General features: G+C 61.9%; 20 protein-coding genes. 19 read left to right on the top strand and 1 reads right to left on the bottom strand.

Going from position 1 to position 21,623, the window contains the following annotated elements; genetic code table 11:
• The first annotated feature begins 3 nt into the window (after window positions 1-3).
• Both RMET_RS17640 and RMET_RS17635 read left to right on the top strand, forming a co-directional pair.
• On the top strand, window positions 4-1,857 hold the full coding sequence (locus tag RMET_RS17640; protein ID WP_011517935.1) for a branched-chain amino acid ABC transporter ATP-binding protein/permease: 1,854 nt from the start codon (window positions 4-6) through the stop codon (window positions 1,855-1,857).
• Window positions 1,858-1,866: 9 nt separating this feature from the next.
• Window positions 1,867-2,610, top strand: coding sequence for an ABC transporter ATP-binding protein (locus RMET_RS17635; protein WP_011517934.1), 744 nt, complete (start codon window positions 1,867-1,869; stop codon window positions 2,608-2,610).
• Between the two features lie 110 nt (window positions 2,611-2,720).
• On the opposite strand, the gene RMET_RS17630 is transcribed toward RMET_RS17635, so the two are convergent.
• On the bottom strand, window positions 2,721-3,623 hold the full coding sequence (locus tag RMET_RS17630) for a LysR substrate-binding domain-containing protein (RefSeq protein ID WP_011517933.1): 903 nt from the start codon (window positions 3,621-3,623) through the stop codon (window positions 2,721-2,723).
• 130 nt (window positions 3,624-3,753) lie between these two features.
• Between RMET_RS17630 and RMET_RS17625 the strand changes: the two genes are divergently transcribed.
• The 17 genes from RMET_RS17625 to hemE all read left to right on the top strand — a co-directional run bounded on the left by RMET_RS17625 (window position 3,754) and on the right by hemE (window position 21,230).
• Window positions 3,754-4,773, top strand: coding sequence for a Bug family tripartite tricarboxylate transporter substrate binding protein (locus RMET_RS17625; protein ID WP_029306855.1), 1,020 nt, complete (start codon window positions 3,754-3,756; stop codon window positions 4,771-4,773).
• 3 nt (window positions 4,774-4,776) lie between these two features.
• Complete coding sequence (locus tag RMET_RS17620; protein ID WP_011517931.1) at window positions 4,777-5,655, top strand: N-formylglutamate amidohydrolase; 879 nt, start codon at window positions 4,777-4,779, stop codon at window positions 5,653-5,655.
• Between the two features lie 237 nt (window positions 5,656-5,892).
• The gene (mnmG, locus tag RMET_RS17615; protein ID WP_011517930.1) at window positions 5,893-7,857 is read left to right on the top strand and encodes a tRNA uridine-5-carboxymethylaminomethyl(34) synthesis enzyme MnmG; all 1,965 of its coding nucleotides are present in this window, start codon (window positions 5,893-5,895) and stop codon (window positions 7,855-7,857) included.
• Window positions 7,858-8,565, top strand: coding sequence for a 16S rRNA (guanine(527)-N(7))-methyltransferase RsmG (rsmG, locus tag RMET_RS17610; RefSeq protein ID WP_011517929.1), 708 nt, complete (start codon window positions 7,858-7,860; stop codon window positions 8,563-8,565).
• 71 nt (window positions 8,566-8,636) lie between these two features.
• Window positions 8,637-9,410, top strand: a complete 774-nt coding sequence (locus tag RMET_RS17605) for a ParA family protein (RefSeq protein WP_011517928.1) — start codon at window positions 8,637-8,639, stop codon at window positions 9,408-9,410.
• A 45-nt stretch (window positions 9,411-9,455) separates the two neighbouring features.
• Window positions 9,456-10,349 carry a ParB/RepB/Spo0J family partition protein gene (locus RMET_RS17600; RefSeq protein ID WP_029306859.1) on the top strand — a complete coding sequence of 298 codons (894 nt, stop codon included), beginning with the start codon at window positions 9,456-9,458 and terminating at the stop codon, window positions 10,347-10,349.
• Window positions 10,350-10,716: 367 nt separating this feature from the next.
• Window positions 10,717-11,259 (top strand): ATP synthase subunit I, encoded by a 543-nt coding sequence (locus RMET_RS17595; RefSeq protein WP_017511788.1) that lies wholly within the window; start codon window positions 10,717-10,719, stop codon window positions 11,257-11,259.
• A 234-nt stretch (window positions 11,260-11,493) separates the two neighbouring features.
• Window positions 11,494-12,363: a F0F1 ATP synthase subunit A gene (gene atpB, locus RMET_RS17590; protein WP_011517925.1), complete on the top strand. Its 870-nt coding sequence runs from the start codon at window positions 11,494-11,496 to the stop codon at window positions 12,361-12,363.
• A 61-nt stretch (window positions 12,364-12,424) separates the two neighbouring features.
• Window positions 12,425-12,691 (top strand): F0F1 ATP synthase subunit C, encoded by a 267-nt coding sequence (gene atpE, locus RMET_RS17585; RefSeq protein WP_008650162.1) that lies wholly within the window; start codon window positions 12,425-12,427, stop codon window positions 12,689-12,691.
• A gap of 105 nt (window positions 12,692-12,796) precedes the next feature.
• On the top strand, window positions 12,797-13,267 hold the full coding sequence (locus tag RMET_RS17580) for a F0F1 ATP synthase subunit B (protein WP_008650161.1): 471 nt from the start codon (window positions 12,797-12,799) through the stop codon (window positions 13,265-13,267).
• Between the two features lie 2 nt (window positions 13,268-13,269).
• Window positions 13,270-13,812: a F0F1 ATP synthase subunit delta gene (locus RMET_RS17575; protein WP_008650160.1), complete on the top strand. Its 543-nt coding sequence runs from the start codon at window positions 13,270-13,272 to the stop codon at window positions 13,810-13,812.
• A gap of 39 nt (window positions 13,813-13,851) precedes the next feature.
• Window positions 13,852-15,393: a F0F1 ATP synthase subunit alpha gene (atpA, locus tag RMET_RS17570; protein ID WP_011517923.1), complete on the top strand. Its 1,542-nt coding sequence runs from the start codon at window positions 13,852-13,854 to the stop codon at window positions 15,391-15,393.
• Between the two features lie 70 nt (window positions 15,394-15,463).
• Window positions 15,464-16,339 (top strand): F0F1 ATP synthase subunit gamma, encoded by an 876-nt coding sequence (gene atpG, locus RMET_RS17565; RefSeq protein WP_008650158.1) that lies wholly within the window; start codon window positions 15,464-15,466, stop codon window positions 16,337-16,339.
• A 33-nt stretch (window positions 16,340-16,372) separates the two neighbouring features.
• Complete coding sequence (atpD, locus tag RMET_RS17560) at window positions 16,373-17,776, top strand: F0F1 ATP synthase subunit beta (protein WP_011517922.1); 1,404 nt, start codon at window positions 16,373-16,375, stop codon at window positions 17,774-17,776.
• Window positions 17,777-17,914: 138 nt separating this feature from the next.
• Complete coding sequence (locus RMET_RS17555; RefSeq protein ID WP_011517921.1) at window positions 17,915-18,331, top strand: F0F1 ATP synthase subunit epsilon; 417 nt, start codon at window positions 17,915-17,917, stop codon at window positions 18,329-18,331.
• Window positions 18,332-19,054: 723 nt separating this feature from the next.
• Window positions 19,055-20,011, top strand: a complete 957-nt coding sequence (locus RMET_RS17550) for an alpha/beta hydrolase (RefSeq protein ID WP_011517920.1) — start codon at window positions 19,055-19,057, stop codon at window positions 20,009-20,011.
• A 115-nt stretch (window positions 20,012-20,126) separates the two neighbouring features.
• Window positions 20,127-21,230: a uroporphyrinogen decarboxylase gene (hemE, locus tag RMET_RS17545; RefSeq protein WP_008650152.1), complete on the top strand. Its 1,104-nt coding sequence runs from the start codon at window positions 20,127-20,129 to the stop codon at window positions 21,228-21,230.
• Window positions 21,231-21,623 lie beyond the last annotated feature (393 nt).

Genomic DNA, 21,623 nt, shown 5'->3' with positions numbered 1-21,623 from the left:
GCCATGACGATGCTCACCGACAAGCAGATGGAGAAGGACATGGGTTCGCGTGAAGCGCCGGCAGTTCGCGGCACGGGCGCATTGCGCAATCGCATTGCGACGCTGGCATTCGTCATCGTGCTGGCGTTGCTGCCGGTACTGCCGACGCCGGAGTTCTGGATCACGCTCGGCAACTACATTGGCCTGTACAGCATCGTGGCGATCGGGCTGGTGCTGCTGACGGGCGTTGGCGGCATGACGTCGTTCGGGCAGGCCGCGTTCGTCGGGCTCGGTGCGTACAGCACGGCATACCTGACGACGCAGTTCGGCCTCTCGCCGTGGATCGGTCTGGTCGTGGGTCTGATCATCACCGTGCTGTGCGCCTATGTCATCGGATTGATCACGATGCGCATGTCCGGGCACTACCTGCCGCTGGCCACGATCGCGTGGGGACTGTCGCTGTTCTTCCTGTTCGGCAATCTCGATTTCCTTGGCAAGTACGATGGCCTGAACGGTATCCCCGTGCTGTCGCTGTTCGGCATCGAGCTGCAATCGGGCCGCTCGATGTTCTATCTGATCTGGGCGGTGGTGTTGCTCGCCGTGGTGGCGATGCACAACCTGCTGAACTCGCGCCCGGGTCGTGCCATTCGCGCACTCAAGGGCGGTGGCACGATGGCCGAGGCGATGGGCGTGAACACCGCTTGGATGAAGGTGGTGATCTTCGTCGTCGCGGCGATGCTGGCCTGTGTGTCGGGCTTCCTGTATGCGCATCTGCAACGCGCCGTGAACCCGACGCCGTTCGGTCTCAACTACGGCATCGAGTACCTGTTCATGGCCGTGGTCGGCGGGGTGGGACATGTCTGGGGAGCGGTGTTGGGCGCTGGCGTGCTGACGATCCTCAAGGATGTGCTGCAAGGGCTGCTGCCGAAGCTGCTTGGCTCCGACGGCAACTTCGAGATCATCGTCTTCGGCGTGCTGCTTGTGCTGCTGCTGCAGTACGCGCGCGATGGCATCTGGCCGTTCGTGCGCAAGCTGATGCCGGCCGGGCCGCCGGTGCTGGCCCCCGATACTGCGCCGCCGTTGCCGGTACGGCAGAAGCCCGAGACCGGTGAGCTGATTCTGGACGTGCGCGCGGTGCGCAAGCAGTTCGGTGGGCTTGTGGCGGTGAACGACGTGAGCTTCCAGGTGCGGGCCGGCGAGATCATTGGCCTGATCGGCCCAAATGGCGCGGGCAAGTCGACGACGTTCAACCTGGTGACCGGCGTGCTGCCGCTGACATCGGGCGAAGTGCGCTATCGGGGCGACGTGATCTCCGGTTTGCCGTCGCGCGAGATCGTCAGGCGTGGCGTGGGCCGGACCTTCCAGCACGTGCATCTGTTGCCGACGATGACGGTGCTCGAGAACGTCGCCATCGGCGCCCATCTGCGCGGCGATTTCCGCGCGCAGGGCGGTGTGTCGGCGGCGATCCTGCGCATGAACAAGATGGAGGAGCAGAAGCTGCTGTTCGAGGCGAAGCGGCAGCTGGAGCGTGTTGGACTGGCCGACTGCATGTACCTCGAGGCTGGCAGCCTTGCGCTGGGTCAGCAACGCATCCTGGAGATCGCGCGCGCATTGTGTTGCGATCCCGCGCTGCTGCTGCTCGACGAGCCTGCCGCGGGGCTGCGCTACAAGGAGAAGCAGGCGCTGGCGGAACTGTTGCGCAAGCTGAAGGGCGAGGGCATGAGCGTGCTGCTTGTCGAGCATGACATGGACTTTGTGATGAACCTGACCGACCGGCTCGTGGTGATGGAATTCGGCACGCGCATCGCCGAAGGTGTGCCGGAGGAGGTCCAGAAGAATCCGGCAGTGCTGGAAGCCTATCTGGGCGGCATTGATTGAGGATATGAGATGAGTCTGATTCTGGAAGTGAAGGACTTGCATGTCCGCTACGGGAAGGTCGAGGCGGTGCATGGCGCGAACCTCAAGGTTGAGGCAGGCAAGATCGTGACCGTGATCGGGCCGAACGGGGCCGGCAAGTCGACGATGCTGAATGCCGTGATGGGCGCGCTGCCCGTCAGCGGGTCATCGACCGGATCGGTTCGGTTCCTCGGCCATGACATGGCGGGGATTCCGGTGGAGGGGCGCGTGGCGCGCGGGATGTGTCTGGTGCCGGAGAAGCGTGAACTGTTCGCGTCGATGACCGTCGAGGACAACCTGCTGCTCGGCGCATTCCGGCGCAAGCGCGCTGGGGAGCGCAACTATCTGGACCAGAAGGATGTGGTGTACGACCTGTTCCCGCGTCTGCGGGAGCGTGCGAAGCAGGAGGCGGGCACGCTGTCCGGTGGCGAGCGCCAGATGCTCGCCGTGGGGCGCGCGCTGATGGCCAAGCCGCAGTTGCTGATGCTCGATGAGCCGAGCCTTGGTCTCGCGCCGCTGATCGTTAAGGAGATCTTCCACATCATCCACAACCTTCGGCAAACCGGCGTGGCGACGCTGCTGATCGAACAGAATGCGCGGGCGGCGTTGCAGGTGGCTGACTACGGGTATGTGATCGAGACCGGCGACATGGCTATGGAAGGCGAAGCGTCGGCGTTGGCGAGCAATCCAAAGGTGATCGAGACGTACCTGGGGCTGACGAAGAAAGCGGCCTGACCTGCTTTTATATTCTTGTGTTTGATTGACGACGCCATAATGGCGTCGTCTTTATTTGTTGAGCATATAAGAAATTGATGATCATTCGTATAATGGATGTGTAATTGGTTTTACTTCGAGCCAATATCTATTGCTGCGGCTGAGAGCAGCCAATCTCGAAAGGCAGTCAGGGCAGGATGGTCACGTCTTTCACGTGGCGCGCACAAGAAGTAACCGCGATTGAGCCGGATCGGCAGATCGAAAGGCGCGATGACCTGGCCAGCCTGTAGTGCATCGCGTACCAGGCATCTCTGGAGGACCGCCACGCCCATGTCGGCCTTCACGGCCTCGAGCAGGATCGAGACTTGGTCGAAGCCCCTGGCAAGTGTGGGCGCGGCACTGGGTACGCCGGCCGCGCGCAGCCAGTTCTGCCAGTTCGCGGGTGCAGTGGTGTGGTAGAGCAAGGGTTCGTCGAGCAACTCGTCCGGCGATTGCCACTGCCGCGTCTCGGCGCGGGCAGGGTGGCAGACCGGCACCATTTCACGTCCGATCACATAATCGGCCTGCCAGCCCGGCCACTGGCCCGCTTCGCCCGCCAGGATCGCGGCATCCGGTCGGGCGCCTGAGAAATCCTCGTCGCGCCGATAGGGGACGAAGTCCAGGTGAATCTCTGGGTGGCGACGGTGGAAGTCCGGCAGGCGCGGCACGAGCCAGACACTGGCCAGCGTGGGGACGGCGGACAGGATCAGATGATGGCGGCGATCCGTCGCAAGCATGGATGCGCTGGCGGTCTCAATGGCTGCCAAGTGCACCGCGATCGCCTCCAGATAGCTGCGGCCGGCGTCGGTCAGGGTCAGACGATGGGCGTTGCGATGGATCAGCGGTTGGCCGAAGTGGGATTCCAGGCGAGAGATCGCCCGGCTGATGGCGCCCTGGGTGACGCACAGTGTCTCGGCCGCACGCGTGAAACTGCCCAACCGGGCCGCCGTGGCGAATGCGTGCAGCTCTGACATCGACGGGGAACGGATGCGCATGACCGGACCGCCTAGGATGAACTTTGGTAATGGAAGCGTGCAATATAGTCGTTTGTGCAGGGCCGGTAAACTCCCGACACTCGCTGCTCGGTACCCCGAAATTCGAGAACGAGAAGAGGAGTTTGATCAGATGACCCGAGTCCGCAATGCTGCCAGCACGCGCCGGCATTTCCTGCTTTCCACCGCCGTGTCCGCTGCAGTGGGTACGCTCGCCACGGTTGGTTTGACGGCGTCGGCTTTCGCGCAATCCAACTATCCAAACAAGCCGATCCGCCTGGTTGTGCCATTCGCCGCGGGTGGCTCGACGGATCTGTCGGCGCGCCTGGTAGCGGAGTTCGCAGGGCGTGAGCTGGGGCAGACCATCGTCGTCGACAACAAGGGCGGGGCGGGTGGTTCGATCGGCATGGAGCAGGTGGCTCGTGCCACGCCGGACGGCTACACGATCGGCATGGCCACGGTCAGCACGCACGGGTCCAACCCGGCGGTCTATCCGAAGCTCGGCTATGACCCGATCAAGGACTTCGCCCCGGTGACCAACGTGGTAGCGATTCCGAGTGTGTTCGCCGTGCATCCGAGCGTGCCCGCCAAGACGATGCAGGAGTTCATCGCCCTGGCGAAGGCGCACCCGGGCAAGTACACGTTCGCATCGCCGGGCGCGGGGTCGCTGGGTCACGTGAACATCGAGAACTTCATGATGCTGGCCAAGATCGATCTGCTGCATGTGCCGTACAAGGGCGCGGGTCTGGCGCTCAACGATGCGGTGGCGGGGCAGGTCAATGCGATCACGGACAACCTGTCGTCGACGCTGCCCCACGTGAAAGCGGGCCGACTGCGTGCGCTGGCGGTGCTCGGCACGCAGCGTTCGGCACAGTTGCCCAATGTGCCGACCTATGCCGAACTCGGTTTCAAGGACATGGGCGAGGGCGGCTGGTTCGGCATCGTTGCGCCCGCCGGCACGCCCCAGCCGGTGATCGACAAGCTGAATGCCGCGATCCACAAGGCCATGCAGAACCCCGAATTCAAGCGGAAGGTGGAGGAGTCGGGTGGCACGCTGGTGCCGACGACGCCTGATCAGTTCAAGGCACAGATCCAGCAATCGATCGCCCGCTACGCGCGTGTGGTCAAGGCCGCCAACATCAAGCTGGACTAAGCCATGACGACGTTTGAAGCAGTGCGGGGCGACGCGCCGGTGGGGCCGTTCCTCTTGTTTGCGCCCGAAGGCACGGCGTTGCCGCTGGTCTGTGACTCGCCACATAGTGGCATCCACTACCCGACGGACTTCGGTGCGGCCGTGCCTCTGCAGCGGCTGCGTGGCGGGGAAGATACGCATATCGATGCCTTGTGGTCCGCCATCCCGAAGGTCGGCGGCACGCTGATCGGGGCGACCTTTCCGCGCGTTTATATCGATCCGAACCGGATGCTCGACGATCTGGATCCGGAGTTGCTGGCAACATCGTGGCCGACACCCCTGTCGCCAGGGGAGAAGACCAGGCTCGGCTACGGTCTGGTCTGGCGCAATATCGATGCTGCCACCCCGATCTACGATCGTAAGCTGACAGTGGACGAGGTGCGGAACCGGATCGATCGCTATTACCGTCCGTACCATGCTGCGCTGTCGACAGCGGTGGAGTCTGCGTACGCGCGCTTCGGTGCGGTTTGGCATCTGAACCTGCATTCGATGCCGAACAATGCCTATGAGCGCCTGAAGATCCAGAGCCCGCATCCGTTGGCTGACTTCGTGCTCGGAGACCGTGACGGGACCACCTGCGAGCCCGGCATCGTCGATCTGGTCGAGCGGGAGTTGAGGGGCATGGGCTACACCGTCGCACGTAATGACCCGTACAAGGGCGTGCAGCTGATCGCGCAGATTGGCCGCCCGGCCGAGCGGCGCAATAGCCTGCAGATTGAGATCCGGCGGCCGCTTTACATGGATGAAGCCAGCAAGGTGCCGAATGCTGGTTTCGAAACCCTGCAACGAGACCTGGGTATGCTGAGCGAGAAGGTGGCGACGTACATCCGGAGCCAGATCTGAGACCACGTTTCACGTGAAACATGTGAGGCAGAGAAGAGCAGAGGGAAGGCCCCGCGGAAGCGGGGCCTTCTTCTTTTGGCTCGGGAGTGTTTCACGTGAAACACACTTTGCCTCGCCAGGTACCGCACACGCCATGTTTCACGTGAAACATCATGTCCGACCGAAGGCGGGGAATCGATTGCCGCTATAATTCGACATCCCGATTTTTCCCGCCCAGCCTCCCGGAGGAGGTGTCCCATGCTTTACCCGAAAGAATTCGACGTCATAGTCGTCGGCGGTGGTCACGCCGGCACCGAAGCAGCCCTCGCCGCCGCGCGCATGGGCTGCCAGACGCTGCTTCTGAGCCACAACATCGAAACGTTGGGGCAGATGAGCTGCAATCCGTCGATCGGTGGCATCGGCAAGGGTCATCTCGTCAAGGAAGTGGACGCCATGGGCGGCGCGATGGCAGCCGCCACGGACGAGGCGGGCATCCAGTTCCGCATCCTGAACTCCAGCAAGGGCCCGGCCGTTCGGGCGACCCGTGCCCAAGCGGACCGAGTGCTGTATCGCAAGGCCATCCGGACGCGGCTGGAGAACCAGCCAAACCTGATGCTATTCCAGCAGGCCGTGGATGATCTGATGGTGGAGGGTGACCGCGTGGTCGGTGCTCGTACCCAGGTTGGCATCGATTTCCGCGCGCGCGCGGTGGTGCTGACGGCTGGTACCTTCCTGGACGGCAAGATCCACGTCGGACTCGATAACTACACGGGCGGTCGTGCGGGCGACCCTGCAGCCGTGTCGTTGTCGGCGCGTCTCAAGGAACTGAAGCTGCCGCAAGGTCGCCTGAAGACCGGTACACCGCCGCGCATTGACGGCCGCACGATCGATTTTTCGGTGATGGAAGAGCAGCCCGGCGACCTGGACCCGGTGCCGGTGTTTTCGTTCCTGGGCCGTCCGGAGCAACATCCGCAGCAACTGCCGTGCTGGATCACCCATACCAATAGCCGTACCCACGACGTCATCCGCGGCGGGCTCGATCGCTCGCCGATGTACACCGGTGTGATCGAAGGAGTAGGGCCGCGCTACTGCCCGAGCATCGAGGACAAGATCCATCGCTTTGCCAGCAAGGAAAGCCATCAGATCTTCCTGGAGCCCGAAGGGCTGACGACCAACGAGTTCTATCCGAACGGCATCTCGACGAGCCTGCCTTTCGACGTACAGCTTGAGCTTGTCCACTCGATTCGCGGACTGGAGAACGCGCATATCCTGCGTCCGGGCTATGCGATTGAGTATGACTACTTCGACCCGCGCGGGCTGAAGTCGTCGCTGGAGAGCAAGGCAATTGAGGGCTTGTTCTTCGCCGGCCAGATTAATGGCACGACCGGCTATGAGGAAGCGGCAGCACAGGGTCTGCTGGCCGGGATAAACGCCGGTTGCTACGTACGCGAACGCGACGCCTGGACGCCGCGCCGCGACCAGGCATATCTCGGTGTGCTGGTCGATGACCTGATCACGCGAGGCGTGACCGAGCCGTACCGCATGTTCACCAGCCGCGCGGAGTTCCGCCTGAGCCTGCGCGAGGACAACGCGGACATGCGTCTGACCGAAATCGGTCGTGAACTCGGTGTGGTCGACGATGTGCGCTGGGATGCTTTCAATCGGAAGCGCGACGCTGTTTCACGTGAAACAGAGCGACTCAAGAGCACCTGGGTCAATCCGACCTTGTTGCCTGAAGCAGATGCCGTTCCGCTGCTCGGTAAGGGCATCGAGCGCGAATACTCGCTCGCAGATCTGCTGCGTCGTCCCGAAGTCCGTTATGAGGCGCTTGTCGCGCTGCAGGATGGCCGTTTTGCACCAGAGACGCCGCTCGCCGATGACACGATGCTTGCCGAGCAGATTCGCGAGCAGATCGAGATCGGTATCAAGTACCACGGCTATATCGCACGCCAGGCTGCCGAAGTAGACAAACTCGAAGCCAACGAGTCGACCAAGTTGCCGCCGAACTTCGACTATACCGAGGTGCGTGGCCTGGGCTTCGAGGTGAGCCAGAAGCTGAACCAGCATCGCCCGGAAACGCTGGGTCAGGCTTCGCGTATCTCCGGCGTGACGCCTGCGGCTATCTCGCTGCTGTTGGTACACCTGAAGAAGAAGGGCATGGGGCGCGCCGCGGCTCAGACATCGGCAACCCCGGTGGCCGGCAATGGACAGGAGGCTGCCTGAGTGGGTGGTTCCCGACATTTCGCGGTCGACGACGCCGCGCAACGCCGCCGGCTCGAAGCCGGACTGGACGCGATCGGGCTGGCACTGACACCAGCCCAGGTCGATACGCTTTTCGCGTACCTGACGCTGCTCCGCAAATGGAACGGCGTCTACAACCTCACCGCGATTCGTCATCCCGACGAAATGCTCACGCATCATCTGCTCGATTCGCTGACGGCTGTTCCGGCGTTGGCCGAAGCCGCTCGCTCCGCAAACGTGGCGCAAGGCGCGCGGGGCAGGGTGCTCGACGTCGGCTCGGGCGGTGGGATGCCGGGCATGCCGCTGGCGATTTCGTGCCCGGATGTGTCGGTGCTGATGGTCGACATCGTGCAGAAAAAGACCGCATTCCTGACGCAGTGCCGTGCCCAGCTGCACCTGACCAATGCGGCTGCCCACTGGGGGCCTGTGGAAAAGATCGACGACGAGCAGGGCTATGCCGTGATCACCTCGCGCGCATTCGCAGAATTGACCGACTTCGTGACGTTGTCCGGCCACCTGCTGGCGCCGGGCGGAAAGCTGATCGCCATGAAGGGAGTTTATCCACAGGCGGAGATCGATCGAATGGAAGCGGCCGGTCTGATGGCTGACTGGCAGGTCGAAGCGGTACCGAAACTGGTAGTACCTGAGCTCGATGTGGAACGGCACCTTGTGGTGCTGTCCCGGCGTTGAAATCGGTTGGGTAATTTATTGAGCACGTGTTCCGCATGGCGGAATTGTGCACTGAGGAGCTGCAAGCGCATATGGCCAAGGTATTCGTGATCGCAAACCAGAAGGGCGGCGTCGGCAAAACCACCACCACGGTGAACCTGGCCGCCGGCCTGGCAGCGCAGGACCAGCGCGTCTTGCTGGTCGACCTCGATCCGCAGGGCAATGCCTCGATGGGGTCGGGCATCGACAAGCAGGCGCTGCAGCACAGCGTGTACCAGGTACTGGTGGGGCTCGCCACCGTGCCCGAGGCGCGCCAGCGATCCGAATCGGGGCGCTATGACGTGCTGCCCGCCAACCGTGAACTGGCTGGTGCCGAAGTGGAGCTGGTCGAGCTCGACCAGCGCGAACGTCGGCTCAAGCAGGCGCTGGCCGAAGTCGACGAGGAGTACGACTTCGTGCTGATCGATTGCCCGCCGTCGCTGTCGCTGCTGACGCTGAACGGCCTGTGCGCGGCGCACGGTGTGATCGTGCCGATGCAGTGCGAGTACTTCGCGCTCGAAGGACTGTCGGACCTCGTCAACACGATCAAGCAGGTACATGCGAACCTGAATCGCGACCTCAAGGTGATCGGGTTGCTGCGCGTCATGTTCGATCCGCGCGTGACGCTGCAGCAGCAGGTGTCGGCCCAGCTCGAGGCCCATTTCGGCGACAAGGTATTCAAGACTGTGATTCCGCGTAATGTGCGTCTGGCCGAAGCGCCTTCCTATGGCATGCCGGGCGTGGCGTTCGATGCCTCGTCCAAGGGCGCGAAGGCGTATCTCGATTTCGGCGCGGAGATGATCGCGCGCGTGCGACAGCTCGGCTGAGCACGTCACTGAAACAGCAGGGAAGGGACAGCAAGGATGGCGACGATGAGTACCGCAAAGAAGAAGGGACTGGGTCGGGGGCTGGAAGCACTGCTCGGCGGCCCTGCAGAGATCGTTGAAACCTCGAAGCAGGAGGGCGCGCCGTCTGTGCTGCGCGTCGATCAGCTTCAGCCTGGCAAGTACCAGCCGCGCACGCGCATGGACGAAGGCGCGCTCCAGGAACTGGCCGCGAGCATTCGCGCTCAGGGGCTGATGCAGCCGATTCTGGTGCGTCGCGTGGCCGAGCCCGATCGCTACGAGATCATCGCCGGTGAGCGCCGTTACCGCGCTTCGAAGCTTGCGGGTCTCGACAAGGTGCCGGTGCTCGTGAAGGACGTCGCCGACGAGGCTGCGGCCGCGATGGCGCTGATCGAGAACATCCAGCGTGAAGACCTGAACCCGCTGGAAGAGGCGCAAGGCATCATGCGCCTGATCCGCGAATTCCGTTTTACGCACGAGCAGGCTGCCGAATCCGTAGGCCGCTCGCGCAGTGCGGTATCGAATCTGCTGCGTCTGCTCAATCTTGCCGCGCCCGTCCAGACCATGCTGATGGCCGGCGATCTCGACATGGGGCACGCGCGCGCGTTGCTGGCAGTCGACGGCGCGAATCAGATCACGCTGGCCAACCAGATCGTCAACAAGCGGCTGTCCGTGCGCGAGACCGAGAAGCTGGTGGCATCGACGCTCAAGCCGTTCGATCTGAAGTCCCTCAAGCAGAAATCGGGCAATGGCACGCGCGATGTGGCGCGGCTCGAAGAAGAGCTTTCCGATACGCTGGGCCTGTCTGTGCAGATCAAGCTCGGCGCGCGTGGCAAGGGCCAGCTCACGATTCACTTCGCCAGCAACGACGCACTGGACGGCGTGCTCACGCGCCTGCGCGAACCGCAAGCCAGCGCCTAACCTGTTCCATACATTCCGGCAACCTATTCCTTGCGGTTGCCGGAAGGTTGTCGGTCTCACGCGACACGTATACAGCGACCCGCTGATCTGCGCGATTACCGAACGCCGTCGACGGGAATGACCGTCGTGCAGTCGCTGACGGATCCGACATCATGCGCGCCAGTGCTGGCGCAATCCAATTACGTTTCAGATCGTTGCGGCGCAATATCCGGCCAGCCATCATGAAGGCGTGATAGCAGCCGTTGTGCGAAATTCACTGCAAGCAATCTGAAAGCAGATTGACTGATGTTAGCGATTCCTAATAGAATCGTGCGGTTTGAATTCTGGCCGGGCCTGAAAAGTTCCGGCCTGGAATGAGGCAGGGCAGGTGGTGGTTCGAGACCGTCAGCAGGACCGTTCGCAAGCCGGCAAGGCGTCCGGAAACGATCGTCGAGATGAGCGCCAGCAAGATGTGTGGCGTGACGACGATTGGGATGATAGCGCCGAGCGCGAGGAAGTAGCTGTCGATCCGCTGTCACATGCTGAAGCGGTGAAGCTGCTTGGCGAACGTGCATTGCGCCCATCGCGCATGACGCCCGGCAAAGTGGTACTGGCACAGGTCGCTGTGACGCTGTTGTCGGCGCTTGCTTGGGCGATATTCGCGCATGAGCATGCGCCGTCGGGCTGGTCGGCCTTGTTCGGCGGCATGGTGTGTGTTGTTCCCAGTGGCTTCTTTGCGCTGCGCCTGTGGATGTCGCGCAGGCAGCCGACGGTTGGCGGCCTGGTGGCCGGCGAGGCAATCAAGGTGTTCAGCACCGTCGCACTGTTCGTGCTTGTGGTGGTGTTGTACCGCGATCTGCGCTGGATACCGATGCTCGTCACGTTCTTGCTGGTGTTGAAGACTTACTGGGTGGCGCTCGCGATTCGCTAGGCGGTGCGGGCACTGGATGCAGATGAGGCAGCCCCCAGGGAAATCAAGAGGTTTCAAACGCGATGCGTCACAACGGTGCCGTGTCGCGTGACTAAGGTTTGCCAAGAATAACAAGGCGTACTTGCTCCAAGCGGTGACCGGTCATGTGACCGAAGGCTAAGCAAGACGTGTACCGGGAATCGGCCGAAGGCGGGTTTCCGATGTCAGATTTCGCAATATACGGTTCGTTTCGACATGTCAGCTGAAGCTACTCAAGGCGCGGAGCACGTGCTCACACCCTCAGGCTATATCGCCGAGCACTTGCAGAACTTTAATTCGGTCGGCGGCAAGCAGCATTCCGTGGTCGATTTCAGTGTCCTGAACTACGACACTGTGTTCTGGTCGGTGCTGTGCGGCGTGATCGCCATCCTGTTCCTCTACATGGCCGCTCGCCGTGTGACGGCCGGCGTGCCGGGCCGTTTCCAGGCCTTCGTGGAAATGATCGTCGAGATGGTGGACGACCAGGCCAAGGGAATCATTCACGGCGACCGCTCGTGGATCGCTCCGCTGGCGCTGATGGTGTTCTGCTGGATCACCATGATGAACGCGATCGACTTGATTCCTGTGGATTGGGTCACGGGCCTGAACGGTCTGCTGGGCATCTTCCACATTCATCTTCCGCACCACCGCGCAGTGGCCACGGCCGACCTGAACGGCACGCTGGGCATGTCGTGCTCGGTCCTGGTGCTGATGATCTACTACAGCTTCAAGATCAAGGGCGCGGGCGGTTTCATGCACGAACTGTTCTCGGCCCCGTTCGGCGCCAAGTGGTACCTGGCCCCGTTCAACCTGGTCCTGAACATCATCGAATTCCTGGCCAAGGCCGTTTCGCTCGGCATGCGGTTGTTCGGCAACATGTACGCCGGCGAACTCGTGTTCCTGCTGATCGCGCTGCTGGGTTCCATCTGGACGTTCAGTGCTGACCTGAGCGCGCTGGGCTTCGTCGGACATGTGGTTGCCGGTACCGTCTGGGCCATCTTCCACATCCTGATCGTTCTGCTGCAGGCATTCATTTTCATGATGCTGACGCTGGTGTACATCGGCCAGGCTCACGATCACCACTGATTTTCGGTTTTTGGTTTTTTGGTTTTTTGGTTCTAAGTCTCTCTAAATTAAAGGAGTCATCATGCAAGCATATCTCGCCAACATCCAGGGTCTGACCGCTATCGGTATCGGCATCATCATCGGTCTGGGCGCTATCGGCGCCTGCCTGGGTATCGCCCTGATGGGTGGCAAGTACATCGAAGCGTGCGCACGTCAGCCTGAGCTGATGAACCCGCTGCAAACCAAGATGTTCCTGCTGGCTGGCCTGATCGACGCTGCATTCCTGATCGGTGTGGGTGTTGCAATGCTGTTCGCCTTCGCCAACCCGCTGCTGTCCGTCATTCAGTAAGTCTTTTCGGTCTGCATGATGCTGACGGGCGGCGTGGGCCTCAGTCCGATGGCCTGGCCGCCCTTGTGCATTTATCTGTAGTTTGATTACCGAAAGGAACACACCATGAATCTGAACGCAACGTTTTTTGCGCAGATGGTCGTGTTCTTCATCCTGTGGTGGGTTGTTGCCAAATTCATTTGGCCGCCGCTGGTGAAGGCGCTCGACGAACGCGCAAAGAAGATCGCCGATGGCCTCGCCGCTGCCGAAAAAGGCAAGGCGGAGCTTGAACTCGCCAACAAGCGTGTGGACCAGGCTATGGCCGAAGCCCGCACCGAAGGCGCCCAACGTGTGGCCGACGCTGAAAAGCGTGCCCAGTTGACCGCCGACGAGATCAAGCAGAACGCCCAGGCAGAAGCCGCACGCATCATCGCTCAGGCCAAGGCCGAAGCAGAACAGCAAGTGACCCGCGCGCGTGAATCGCTGCGCGACCAGGTCGCCGTGCTGGCCGTGAAGGGTGCAGAGCAGATCCTCAAGCGTGAAGTGAACGCGCAGGTCCACGCAGACCTGCTCAATCAACTCAAGGCTGAGCTCTAATCATGGCTGAAACCGCAACCATTGCCCGTCCCTACGCGGAGGCGCTCTTCCGCGTCGCCAGTGAAGCCGGTGCAGGCAACCTGGGTGCATGGTCCGAGCTGGTGTCGGAAATGGGGCAGGTTGCCGCCAATCCCGACATGCAGGCGCTCGCCACCGACCCGAACATTTCCGGCGACAAGCTCGAGGAAGTGTTCCTGTCGGTGCTTAAGAGCCCGGTCAACGACGAAGCTCGCCGCTTCGTGAAGCTGCTGGTGGAAAACAGCCGCCTGACAGCGTTGCCGGAAATTGCCGAACAGTTCCATGCGCTCAAGAACGCCCGCGAGGGCTCGTCCGACGTCGAGATCACCAGTGCATTCCCGCTGGACGCCTCGCAGACGAACGAACTGGTCGCCGCACTCGAACGCAAGTTCGGCCGCAAGCTGTACGCAAAGGTGGCGGTGGACCCGTCGCTGATCGGTGGCGTAAGCGTCAAGGTCGGTGACGAAGTGCTCGACACCTCCGTGCGCTCGCGTCTGGCTGCCATGCAAGCCGCGCTGACCGCCTGACCGCAACGGCCGACGGATTGAAGAATTAGGAGCATTGTGATGCAACTGAACCCCTCAGAAATCAGCGAGCTGATCAAGTCCCGCATCTCGGGTCTTGGCGCCGACGCTGAAGTGCGCAACACCGGCACGGTAATTTCCGTGACCGATGGTATCTGCCGCGTGCACGGCCTGTCTGGCGTGATGCAGGGCGAGATGCTGGAATTCCCGGGTAACACCTACGGCCTGGCACTGAACCTCGAGCGCGACTCGGTGGGTGCCGTGGTTCTGGGTGAGTACGAACACATTTCGGAAGGCGATACGGTCAAGTGCACCGGCCGCATTCTGGAAGTGCCGGTTGGCAAGGAACTGCTGGGCCGCGTGGTGAACACGCTGGGTCAGCCGATCGACGGCAAGGGCCCGATCAACGCCAAGGAAACGGACGTGATCGAGAAGGTCGCTCCGGGCGTGATTGCGCGTCAGTCGGTGAGCCAGCCGGTGCAGACCGGTCTGAAGTCGATCGACGCGATGGTGCCGATTGGCCGTGGCCAGCGTGAGCTGATCATTGGCGACCGCCAGACGGGCAAGACCGCCGTGGCCGTTGACTCGATCATCAACCAGAAGGGCAAGGGCGTCTTCTGCGTGTACGTGGCAATCGGCCAGAAGGCTTCGACGATCTCCAACGTGGTGCGCAAGCTGGAAGAGCACGGCGCCATGGAGTACACGATCGTCGTGGCCGCAACGGCTTCGGACTCGGCCGCCATGCAGTACCTGGCTGCCTACGCCGGCTGCACGATGGGCGAATACTTCCGCGACCGCGGTGAAGACGCGCTGATCGTTTATGACGATCTGACCAAGCAGGCCTGGGCCTACCGTCAGGTGTCGCTGCTGCTGCGCCGCCCGCCGGGCCGCGAAGCCTACCCTGGCGACGTGTTCTACCTGCACTCGCGTCTGCTCGAGCGCGCTGCCCGCGTGAACGAAGACTACGTGGCCAAGTTCACGAACGGCGCCGTTACCGGCAAGACCGGTTCGCTGACCGCGCTGCCCGTGATCGAAACGCAGGCCGGTGACGTGTCCGCATTCGTGCCGACCAACGTGATCTCGATTACCGACGGTCAGATCTTCCTGGAAACCGACCTGTTCAACGCCGGTATCCGCCCCGCTATCAACGCCGGTATTTCGGTGTCGCGTGTGGGTGGTGCAGCGCAGACCAAGGTCATCAAGAAGCTCTCCGGTGGTATCCGTACCGACCTGGCCCAGTACCGTGAACTGGCTGCGTTCGCGCAGTTTGCTTCGGACCTGGACGACGCTACCCGCAAGCAGCTCGAGCGCGGCCGCCGCGTGACCGAACTGCTCAAGCAGCCGCAATACCAGCCGCTGCAGGTGTGGCAACTCGCCGCGTCGCTGTATGCCGCCAACAACGGCTTCCTCGACAACGTCGACGTGAAGGACATTCTGCCGTTCGAGAAGGGCCTGCACGACCACCTGAAGACCAAGTTCGCCGACCTCGTCAACCGCATCGAAGATACCAAGGATCTGTCGAAGGAAGACGAAGCCGCCCTGCGTGCAGCGATCGAGGATTTCAGGAAGTCCGCCGCGTTCTAACCGCGTGATTCCATGTGTTGCGCCGGGCGCGCCGTAAGGCGCGCGGCGCGGCACGAGTGGAGAGGAAGATATGGCCGGAACGAAAGAGATTCGAACCAAGATCAAGAGCGTGCAAAACACGCGCAAGATCACCAAGGCGATGGAGATGGTCGCCGCATCCAAGATGCGCAAGGCGCAGGAACGGATGCGCAACGCCCGCCCCTACGCCGAGAAAGTGCGGAATATCGCGGCGCACCTGGCCTCTGCCAACCCCGAGTTCAAGCATCCGTTCATGGTGGCACGCGACGTCAAGCGTGCCGGCATGATCGTGGTGACGACCGACAAGGGTCTGTGCGGTGGCCTGAACACCAACGTGCTGCGCGCGGTGACCAACGAACTGAAGGACCTGCAGGGCCAGGGCGTGAACGTGCAAGCGACCGCCATCGGTACCAAGGGCATGCAGTTCCTGGGCCGCATCGGCGCCAAGGTGGTCTCGCATGTGGTGCAGCTGGGTGACACCCCGCATCTGGAAAAGCTGATCGGCGCGATCAAGGTTCAGCTGGACGCCTATACCAACGGCGAAGTCGACGCGGTGTACTTGGCATATACCAAGTTCATCAACACGATGAAGCAGGAGCCGATGGTCGAGCAACTGCTGCCGCTGGCAGCGGACAAGCTGAGCCAGACCGAAGATGAAAAGCGCGCCTACTCGTGGGATTACATCTACGAGCCCGACGCCCAGACCGTTGTGGAAGAGCTGCTCGTCCGCTACGTCGAAGCGCTGGTGTACCAGGCCGTGGCCGAGAACATGGCGTCGGAGCAATCCGCGCGTATGGTGGCCATGAAGGCTGCATCCGACAACGCCAAGAACGTGATCGGCGAACTGCAACTGGTCTACAACAAGACCCGTCAGGCAGCGATTACGAAGGAACTGTCGGAAATCGTCAGCGGTGCCGCTGCGGTCTAAGGCGTCAAGAATTCAAGCTATCGGAGATACGAAATGAGTATCGGAAATATTGTGCAGTGCATTGGCGCCGTGGTGGACATCGAGTTCCCGCGCGACGCAATGCCGAAGGTGTACGACGCACTCGTGCTCGAAGAGGGCAACGACAAGTCGTTCGCCGAGAAGGGTCTGACCTTCGAAGTGCAGCAACAGCTCGGCGACGGCGTGGTGCGTACCATTGCCCTGGGCTCGTCGGACGGCCTGCGCCGTGGCATGTCGGTGATGAGCACCGGCGCCCCCATCTCCGTGCCGGTGGGCCACGGCACGCTGGGCCGCATCATGGACGTGCTGGGTCGCCCGATCGACGAAGCTGGTCCGATCGAAGCTGACGAAAAGCGCGCGATTCACCAGAAGGCACCGAAGTTCGACGAACTGTCGCCATCGGTTGACCTGCTGGAAACGGGCATCAAGGTTATCGACCTGGTGTGCCCGTTCGCGAAGGGCGGTAAGGTGGGTCTGTTCGGTGGCGCCGGTGTGGGCAAGACCGTGAACATGATGGAACTCATCAACAACATCGCCAAGCAGCACAGCGGTCTGTCGGTGTTTGCCGGCGTGGGCGAGCGTACCCGTGAAGGGAACGACTTCTACCACGAAATGAAGGACTCGAACGTGCTCGACAAGGTGGCCATGGTGTTCGGCCAGATGAACGAGCCGCCGGGCAACCGTCTGCGCGTGGCGCTGACCGGCCTGACGATGGCCGAGCGCTTCCGTGACGAAGGCCGCGACATCCTGTTCTTCGTCGACAACATCTACCGCTACACGCTGGCCGGTACCGAAGTGTCGGCACTGCTGGGCCGTATGCCTTCCGCCGTGGGCTATCAGCCGACGCTGGCTGAAGAAATGGGCAAGCTGCAGGAGCGTATTACGTCGACCAAGACTGGCTCGATCACGTCGATCCAGGCCGTGTACGTGCCTGCGGATGACTTGACCGACCCGTCGCCGGCTACCACCTTCCTGCACCTGGACTCGACCGTCGTGCTGTCGCGTGACATCGCCGCGCTGGGTATCTACCCCGCCGTCGACCCGCTCGACTCGACCTCGCGCCAGCTGGATCCGCAAGTCGTGGGTACGGAACACTATGAAGTGGCCCGCCGCGTTCAGCAGACCCTGCAGCGCTACAAGGAACTGCGCGACATCATCGCGATTCTGGGCATGGACGAACTGTCGCCGGAAGACAAGCTCGCCGTGTCGCGTGCGCGTAAGATCCAGCGTTTCCTGTCCCAGCCGTTCCACGTGGCCGAAGTGTTCACGGGTTCGCCGGGCAAGTACGTGCCGCTGAAGGAAACCATCCGTGGTTTCAAGATGCTGGTGGATGGCGAGTGCGATCACCTGCCCGAGCAGGCGTTCTACATGGTTGGCTCGATCGACGAAGCCTTCGAGAAGGCCAAGAAGCTTCAGTAAGCGGCGTCTTTCGCCTTCATGCGCCGTTGCGGCTGTCCTGGCGAAGTCAGCCGGTGTACGTGGCAGCCGCGAGCATGAGGGCGAGACACATGCTTCCTGATTTCGGGAAGCCAACGCTTTCTGAAGAAAGGATCAAATATGGCAACCATTCTTGTAGACGTCGTCAGCGCGGAAGCGTCGATCTTCTCCGGTCAGGCGAAGTTCGTGGCGCTGCCGGGCGAGTCGGGTGAACTGGGTATCCTGCCGGGTCACACGCCGCTGATTACCCGCATCCAGCCGGGCGCGGTGCGCATCGAGAAGGAAGACGGCGGCGAAGAGTTCGTGTTCGTTGCCGGCGGCATTCTTGAAGTGCAGCCCCAGCACGTTACTGTGCTGGCCGATACCGCGATTCGCGGTACGGATCTGGATGAAGCCAAGGCTAGCGAAGCCAAGCGCGCGGCCGAGGAAATGCTGCAGAATCAGAGCAGCGATCTGGATCTGGCGCGCGCCCAGAGCGAACTGGCCGTGGCCGCTGCGCAGCTTGCTGCAATCGCCCGCCTGCGTCGTAAGAAGTAAGCATTTAAGTCGTACTGCCGCGCTGTTGTATTTTTGGCGCGGCACTAAAAAAGGCAGCCCGCGGGCTGCCTTTTTTATCTGACGGGCGCTATATTTCGTGGCCTGGACCACAAAAAAAAGCGCGCGGGCCGGGGAGGCTCCGCGCGGACGGGAAAATCCCTTCGAGGGGTCAATTCGAAGGAACGGGTTCGGTCCAGGCTACTCTTACACGCGCATCGGAGTGTTCTCTCCGCAACTTGCGCGCCGGTCTTCCTGGTTTTCCGGATCAACCTGCAACGTCTGCTGGGTTGGTCCGGATAAATCTGGTCACTACCTGAGGGGCTTTCTTCAGCGCCCCATATTTTTCAATGCTTTAGCGGCGGGGGGCTCCTCACACCAAGCATCGGTCTGTCAATGCATTGTGGGGGAAACTTCTGGCCATGGCAGTAACAAAATGTATCGTTTTGCAAGTAGTTGAAAGGCGACCGCGTATGGATACGTCGTTCTAAACACTTTGCGGCTTGCTTGAAAGCGTTTTCATCGCGTGTTCCGTCATAATGTGCGCCAGGAAGTGCAAAAATGAAGACTTGCTAGTGTCTTGAATGCATTACGTTTTCTGCCCATTAATACGCCGTGTTCCCCACATTCGGGGGATAAGAAAAATCGGGTTTCTGATTTTGTGTTCGGCAGCGCATTCAGCGTTACGATTCGAAACGGTTAGCAAAGCGATTTTCGAAGTTTCCGATGGCCATCGACCCCCAGCTACTCAGCTACTACCGCCAGATGGCGGACCTGTACGCCAACGAACCCATTCCCGAGGATGCCGCAGCGCGGCGCTCGCGCTTCGAGGATGTGGCCGCGCGCTCGCGACAGCCGGACACCGAGGAGATCTCCGTCACCGATCTCGCGATCCCCGTGGACGGCGCGGCGTTGACGGTGCGCTTGTTCAGGCCCGCCAATGTTGAGCAGCCTCGACTGATTGTCTATTTCCACGGTGGTGGCTGGGTCGTCGGCTCGCCGGAAACGCATCACACGGTGGCGGCGCTGCTGGCAGCCGACACACAGTGCGTCGTTGCCAGTGTCGACTACAGGCTGGCCCCGGAATACGCGTTTCCAACCCCTTGCGACGATGCGGTGGCAGCCGTGCAATGGCTCGCTGCATCGCGCGAGTCGCTTGGCGTGCATCCAGATTTTCTCGCCGTGGCTGGCGACAGCGCAGGCGCGCATCTGGCTGCGGCAGCGGCCCGCGTCGTCAACGAACAGCGCCGTGCGCATATCGTCCAGGCGCAGTTGCTGATCTACCCCGTGGCTGCGCCATTGCTCACGACCGAGAGCTATCGGGCGTTCGCGAACGGGCCTGGTCTCACCCGAGACGAAATGGCGTGGTACTGGACGCAGTTCATCGGCGCCGAAGAACTGGCCAAGGGCGCCGAGCAGGACGATCCCCGGATCCATCTGATGGCATCGCCGCCCGCCATGTTGCCCCCCGCCAGCGTCGTGCTTGTGGCGGCCAATGACGTGCTGCGTGATGACGGCCTGGCCTACGCCAACTTCCTCGTGCGCCACGATGCACCGGTGATCACGATCGAGGCGTCAGGTATGACACATGGCTTTGCGCGTCTGCAACCGGACGCACCACGCGCACGGGAGTGGATGCGCCGCGCCGCCGAGGCGTTCACAGGTGTGTTCGACGACCTCTGAGGACCGCCGAGGACCGCTGAGGCCCGATCCAGCGCAAGCATTCGTGTGGATATCACTCGCCATAGGGCTTGCGGGTGCGGGCATCCCTTAGAATGTCGGTCTCACGAGGATGACCATGACCGCATTGCAGAACGACACCTTCCTGCGGGCGCTGCGCCGGCAACCCACTGAATACACACCCCTCTGGCTCATGCGCCAGGCGGGTCGCTACCTGCCCGAGTACAACGCCACGCGCGCGCGCGCCGGCAGCTTCCTCGGCCTGGCCAAGAACCCGGCCTACGCCACCGAGGTGACGCTGCAGCCGCTCGACCGCTACCCGCTCGACGCCGCGATCCTCTTCTCGGACATCCTCACCGTACCCGATGCGATGGGCCTCGGCCTGTCGTTCGCGCAGGGCGAGGGCCCGCGTTTTGCGCATCCGTTGCGCACGGAAGCCGACGTGGCCAAGCTCGCGGTGCCGGACATGGCGTCGCTGCAATACGTGTTCGATGCGGTCAGCGAAATCCGCAAGGCGCTGGTGCAGGACGGCCGTCAGCGTGTGCCGCTGATCGGTTTCTCGGGCAGCCCGTGGACGCTGGCCTGCTATATGGTCGAAGGTGGTGGCTCGGACGACTTCCGCACCGTCAAGGCGATGATGTACGCCCGGCCCGACCTGATGCATCGCATTCTCGACATCAATGCTACCGCCGTGTCCGCGTACCTCAACGCGCAGATCGAAGCCGGGGCCCAGGCCGTGATGGTTTTCGACACCTGGGGCGGCGCGCTGGCGGATGGCATGTATCAGGCCTTCTCGCTAGCGTACATGCGCAAGGTACTTCAGGGCCTCAAGCGCGAGCACGACGGCCAGCAGATCCCAGTGATCGTATTCACCAAGGGCGGCGGCATCTGGCTCGAGGAAATCGCCGGGATCGGCCCGGATGCGATCGGGCTCGACTGGACCGTGAACCTGGCGAAAGCTCGCCGTCGGACCGAAGGCCGCGTGGCACTGCAAGGCAATATCGACCCGACCGTGCTGTTCGCGTCCGAATCGGCCATCCGCGAACAGGTACGGGGCGTGCTCGACTCTTACGCATCCGCCGGTGGCAGCGATGGACACGTCTTCAACCTCGGCCACGGCATTTCGCAGTTCACGCCGCCCGAGAACGTTTCGGTCCTGGTTGACGAAGTGCACAACCATAGCCGCAAGCTGCGCGCCGGGCAGGTTGCAGCGGCCGTCTGAAACAGGCGTTTTCCCCGCGGCGCAGCGATTCGTCGACCCGACTGCGCCGCTGTGTCGCAGTCGTCGCTATCGATAAGCTGTCAAGTAAACTATTTGCGTTATTTCGCCAAAAAGGTGCTGGGCGGTTGCTGTCAAGGCTTGACTTATGCACACCGATAGGTTTGCCGCACCGCAAGACGGGGTAACCCCTTAACTCAGTTGGGGGGTGTTTGCAACCCATTGATTCATAAGGCTTTGAATCTTTCTTTAAGAACCGTGTAAGGTCGATGAAAGCCTTGATTCATGGGCCTTGCGGGGAACTCGGCGCGACTTTTCAACAAAGTTATCCACAGGCGTGACAGATACCTTGGAAAAGCCACCAAGGATCATCGACTTAGGGTCACATTTCAGGTT

Origin of the sequence: Cupriavidus metallidurans CH34 (genome assembly GCF_000196015.1) — a bacterium.
In the GTDB taxonomy this organism is placed as follows: Bacteria; Pseudomonadota; Gammaproteobacteria; order Burkholderiales; family Burkholderiaceae; genus Cupriavidus; species Cupriavidus metallidurans.
The sequence above is the reverse complement of the archived record's forward strand: the minus strand, read 5'-3'. Positions and strand labels throughout refer to the sequence as shown.

Bases quoted from the DNA above. Each gene is read 5' to 3' on its own strand.
- RMET_RS17580 (WP_008650161.1), top strand. From the start codon at position 12,797: ATGAATCTGAACGCAACGTTTTTTGCGCAGATGGTCGTGTTCTTCATC.
- RMET_RS17605 (WP_011517928.1), top strand. From the start codon at position 8,637: ATGGCCAAGGTATTCGTGATCGCAAACCAGAAGGGCGGCGTCGGCAAA.
- RMET_RS17630 (WP_011517933.1), bottom strand. From the start codon at position 3,623: ATGCGCATCCGTTCCCCGTCGATGTCAGAGCTGCACGCATTCGCCACG.
- atpA (WP_011517923.1), top strand. From the start codon at position 13,852: ATGCAACTGAACCCCTCAGAAATCAGCGAGCTGATCAAGTCCCGCATC.
- atpB (WP_011517925.1), top strand. From the start codon at position 11,494: ATGTCAGCTGAAGCTACTCAAGGCGCGGAGCACGTGCTCACACCCTCA.
- mnmG (WP_011517930.1), top strand. From the start codon at position 5,893: ATGCTTTACCCGAAAGAATTCGACGTCATAGTCGTCGGCGGTGGTCAC.
- atpG (WP_008650158.1), top strand. From the start codon at position 15,464: ATGGCCGGAACGAAAGAGATTCGAACCAAGATCAAGAGCGTGCAAAAC.
- atpE (WP_008650162.1), top strand. From the start codon at position 12,425: ATGCAAGCATATCTCGCCAACATCCAGGGTCTGACCGCTATCGGTATC.
- RMET_RS17625 (WP_029306855.1), top strand. From the start codon at position 3,754: ATGACCCGAGTCCGCAATGCTGCCAGCACGCGCCGGCATTTCCTGCTT.
- RMET_RS17635 (WP_011517934.1), top strand. From the start codon at position 1,867: ATGAGTCTGATTCTGGAAGTGAAGGACTTGCATGTCCGCTACGGGAAG.
- RMET_RS17620 (WP_011517931.1), top strand. From the start codon at position 4,777: ATGACGACGTTTGAAGCAGTGCGGGGCGACGCGCCGGTGGGGCCGTTC.
- RMET_RS17575 (WP_008650160.1), top strand. From the start codon at position 13,270: ATGGCTGAAACCGCAACCATTGCCCGTCCCTACGCGGAGGCGCTCTTC.
- RMET_RS17555 (WP_011517921.1), top strand. From the start codon at position 17,915: ATGGCAACCATTCTTGTAGACGTCGTCAGCGCGGAAGCGTCGATCTTC.
- hemE (WP_008650152.1), top strand. From the start codon at position 20,127: ATGACCGCATTGCAGAACGACACCTTCCTGCGGGCGCTGCGCCGGCAA.
- RMET_RS17550 (WP_011517920.1), top strand. From the start codon at position 19,055: ATGGCCATCGACCCCCAGCTACTCAGCTACTACCGCCAGATGGCGGAC.
- RMET_RS17640 (WP_011517935.1), top strand. From the start codon at position 4: ATGACGATGCTCACCGACAAGCAGATGGAGAAGGACATGGGTTCGCGT.
- atpD (WP_011517922.1), top strand. From the start codon at position 16,373: ATGAGTATCGGAAATATTGTGCAGTGCATTGGCGCCGTGGTGGACATC.
- RMET_RS17600 (WP_029306859.1), top strand. From the start codon at position 9,456: ATGAGTACCGCAAAGAAGAAGGGACTGGGTCGGGGGCTGGAAGCACTG.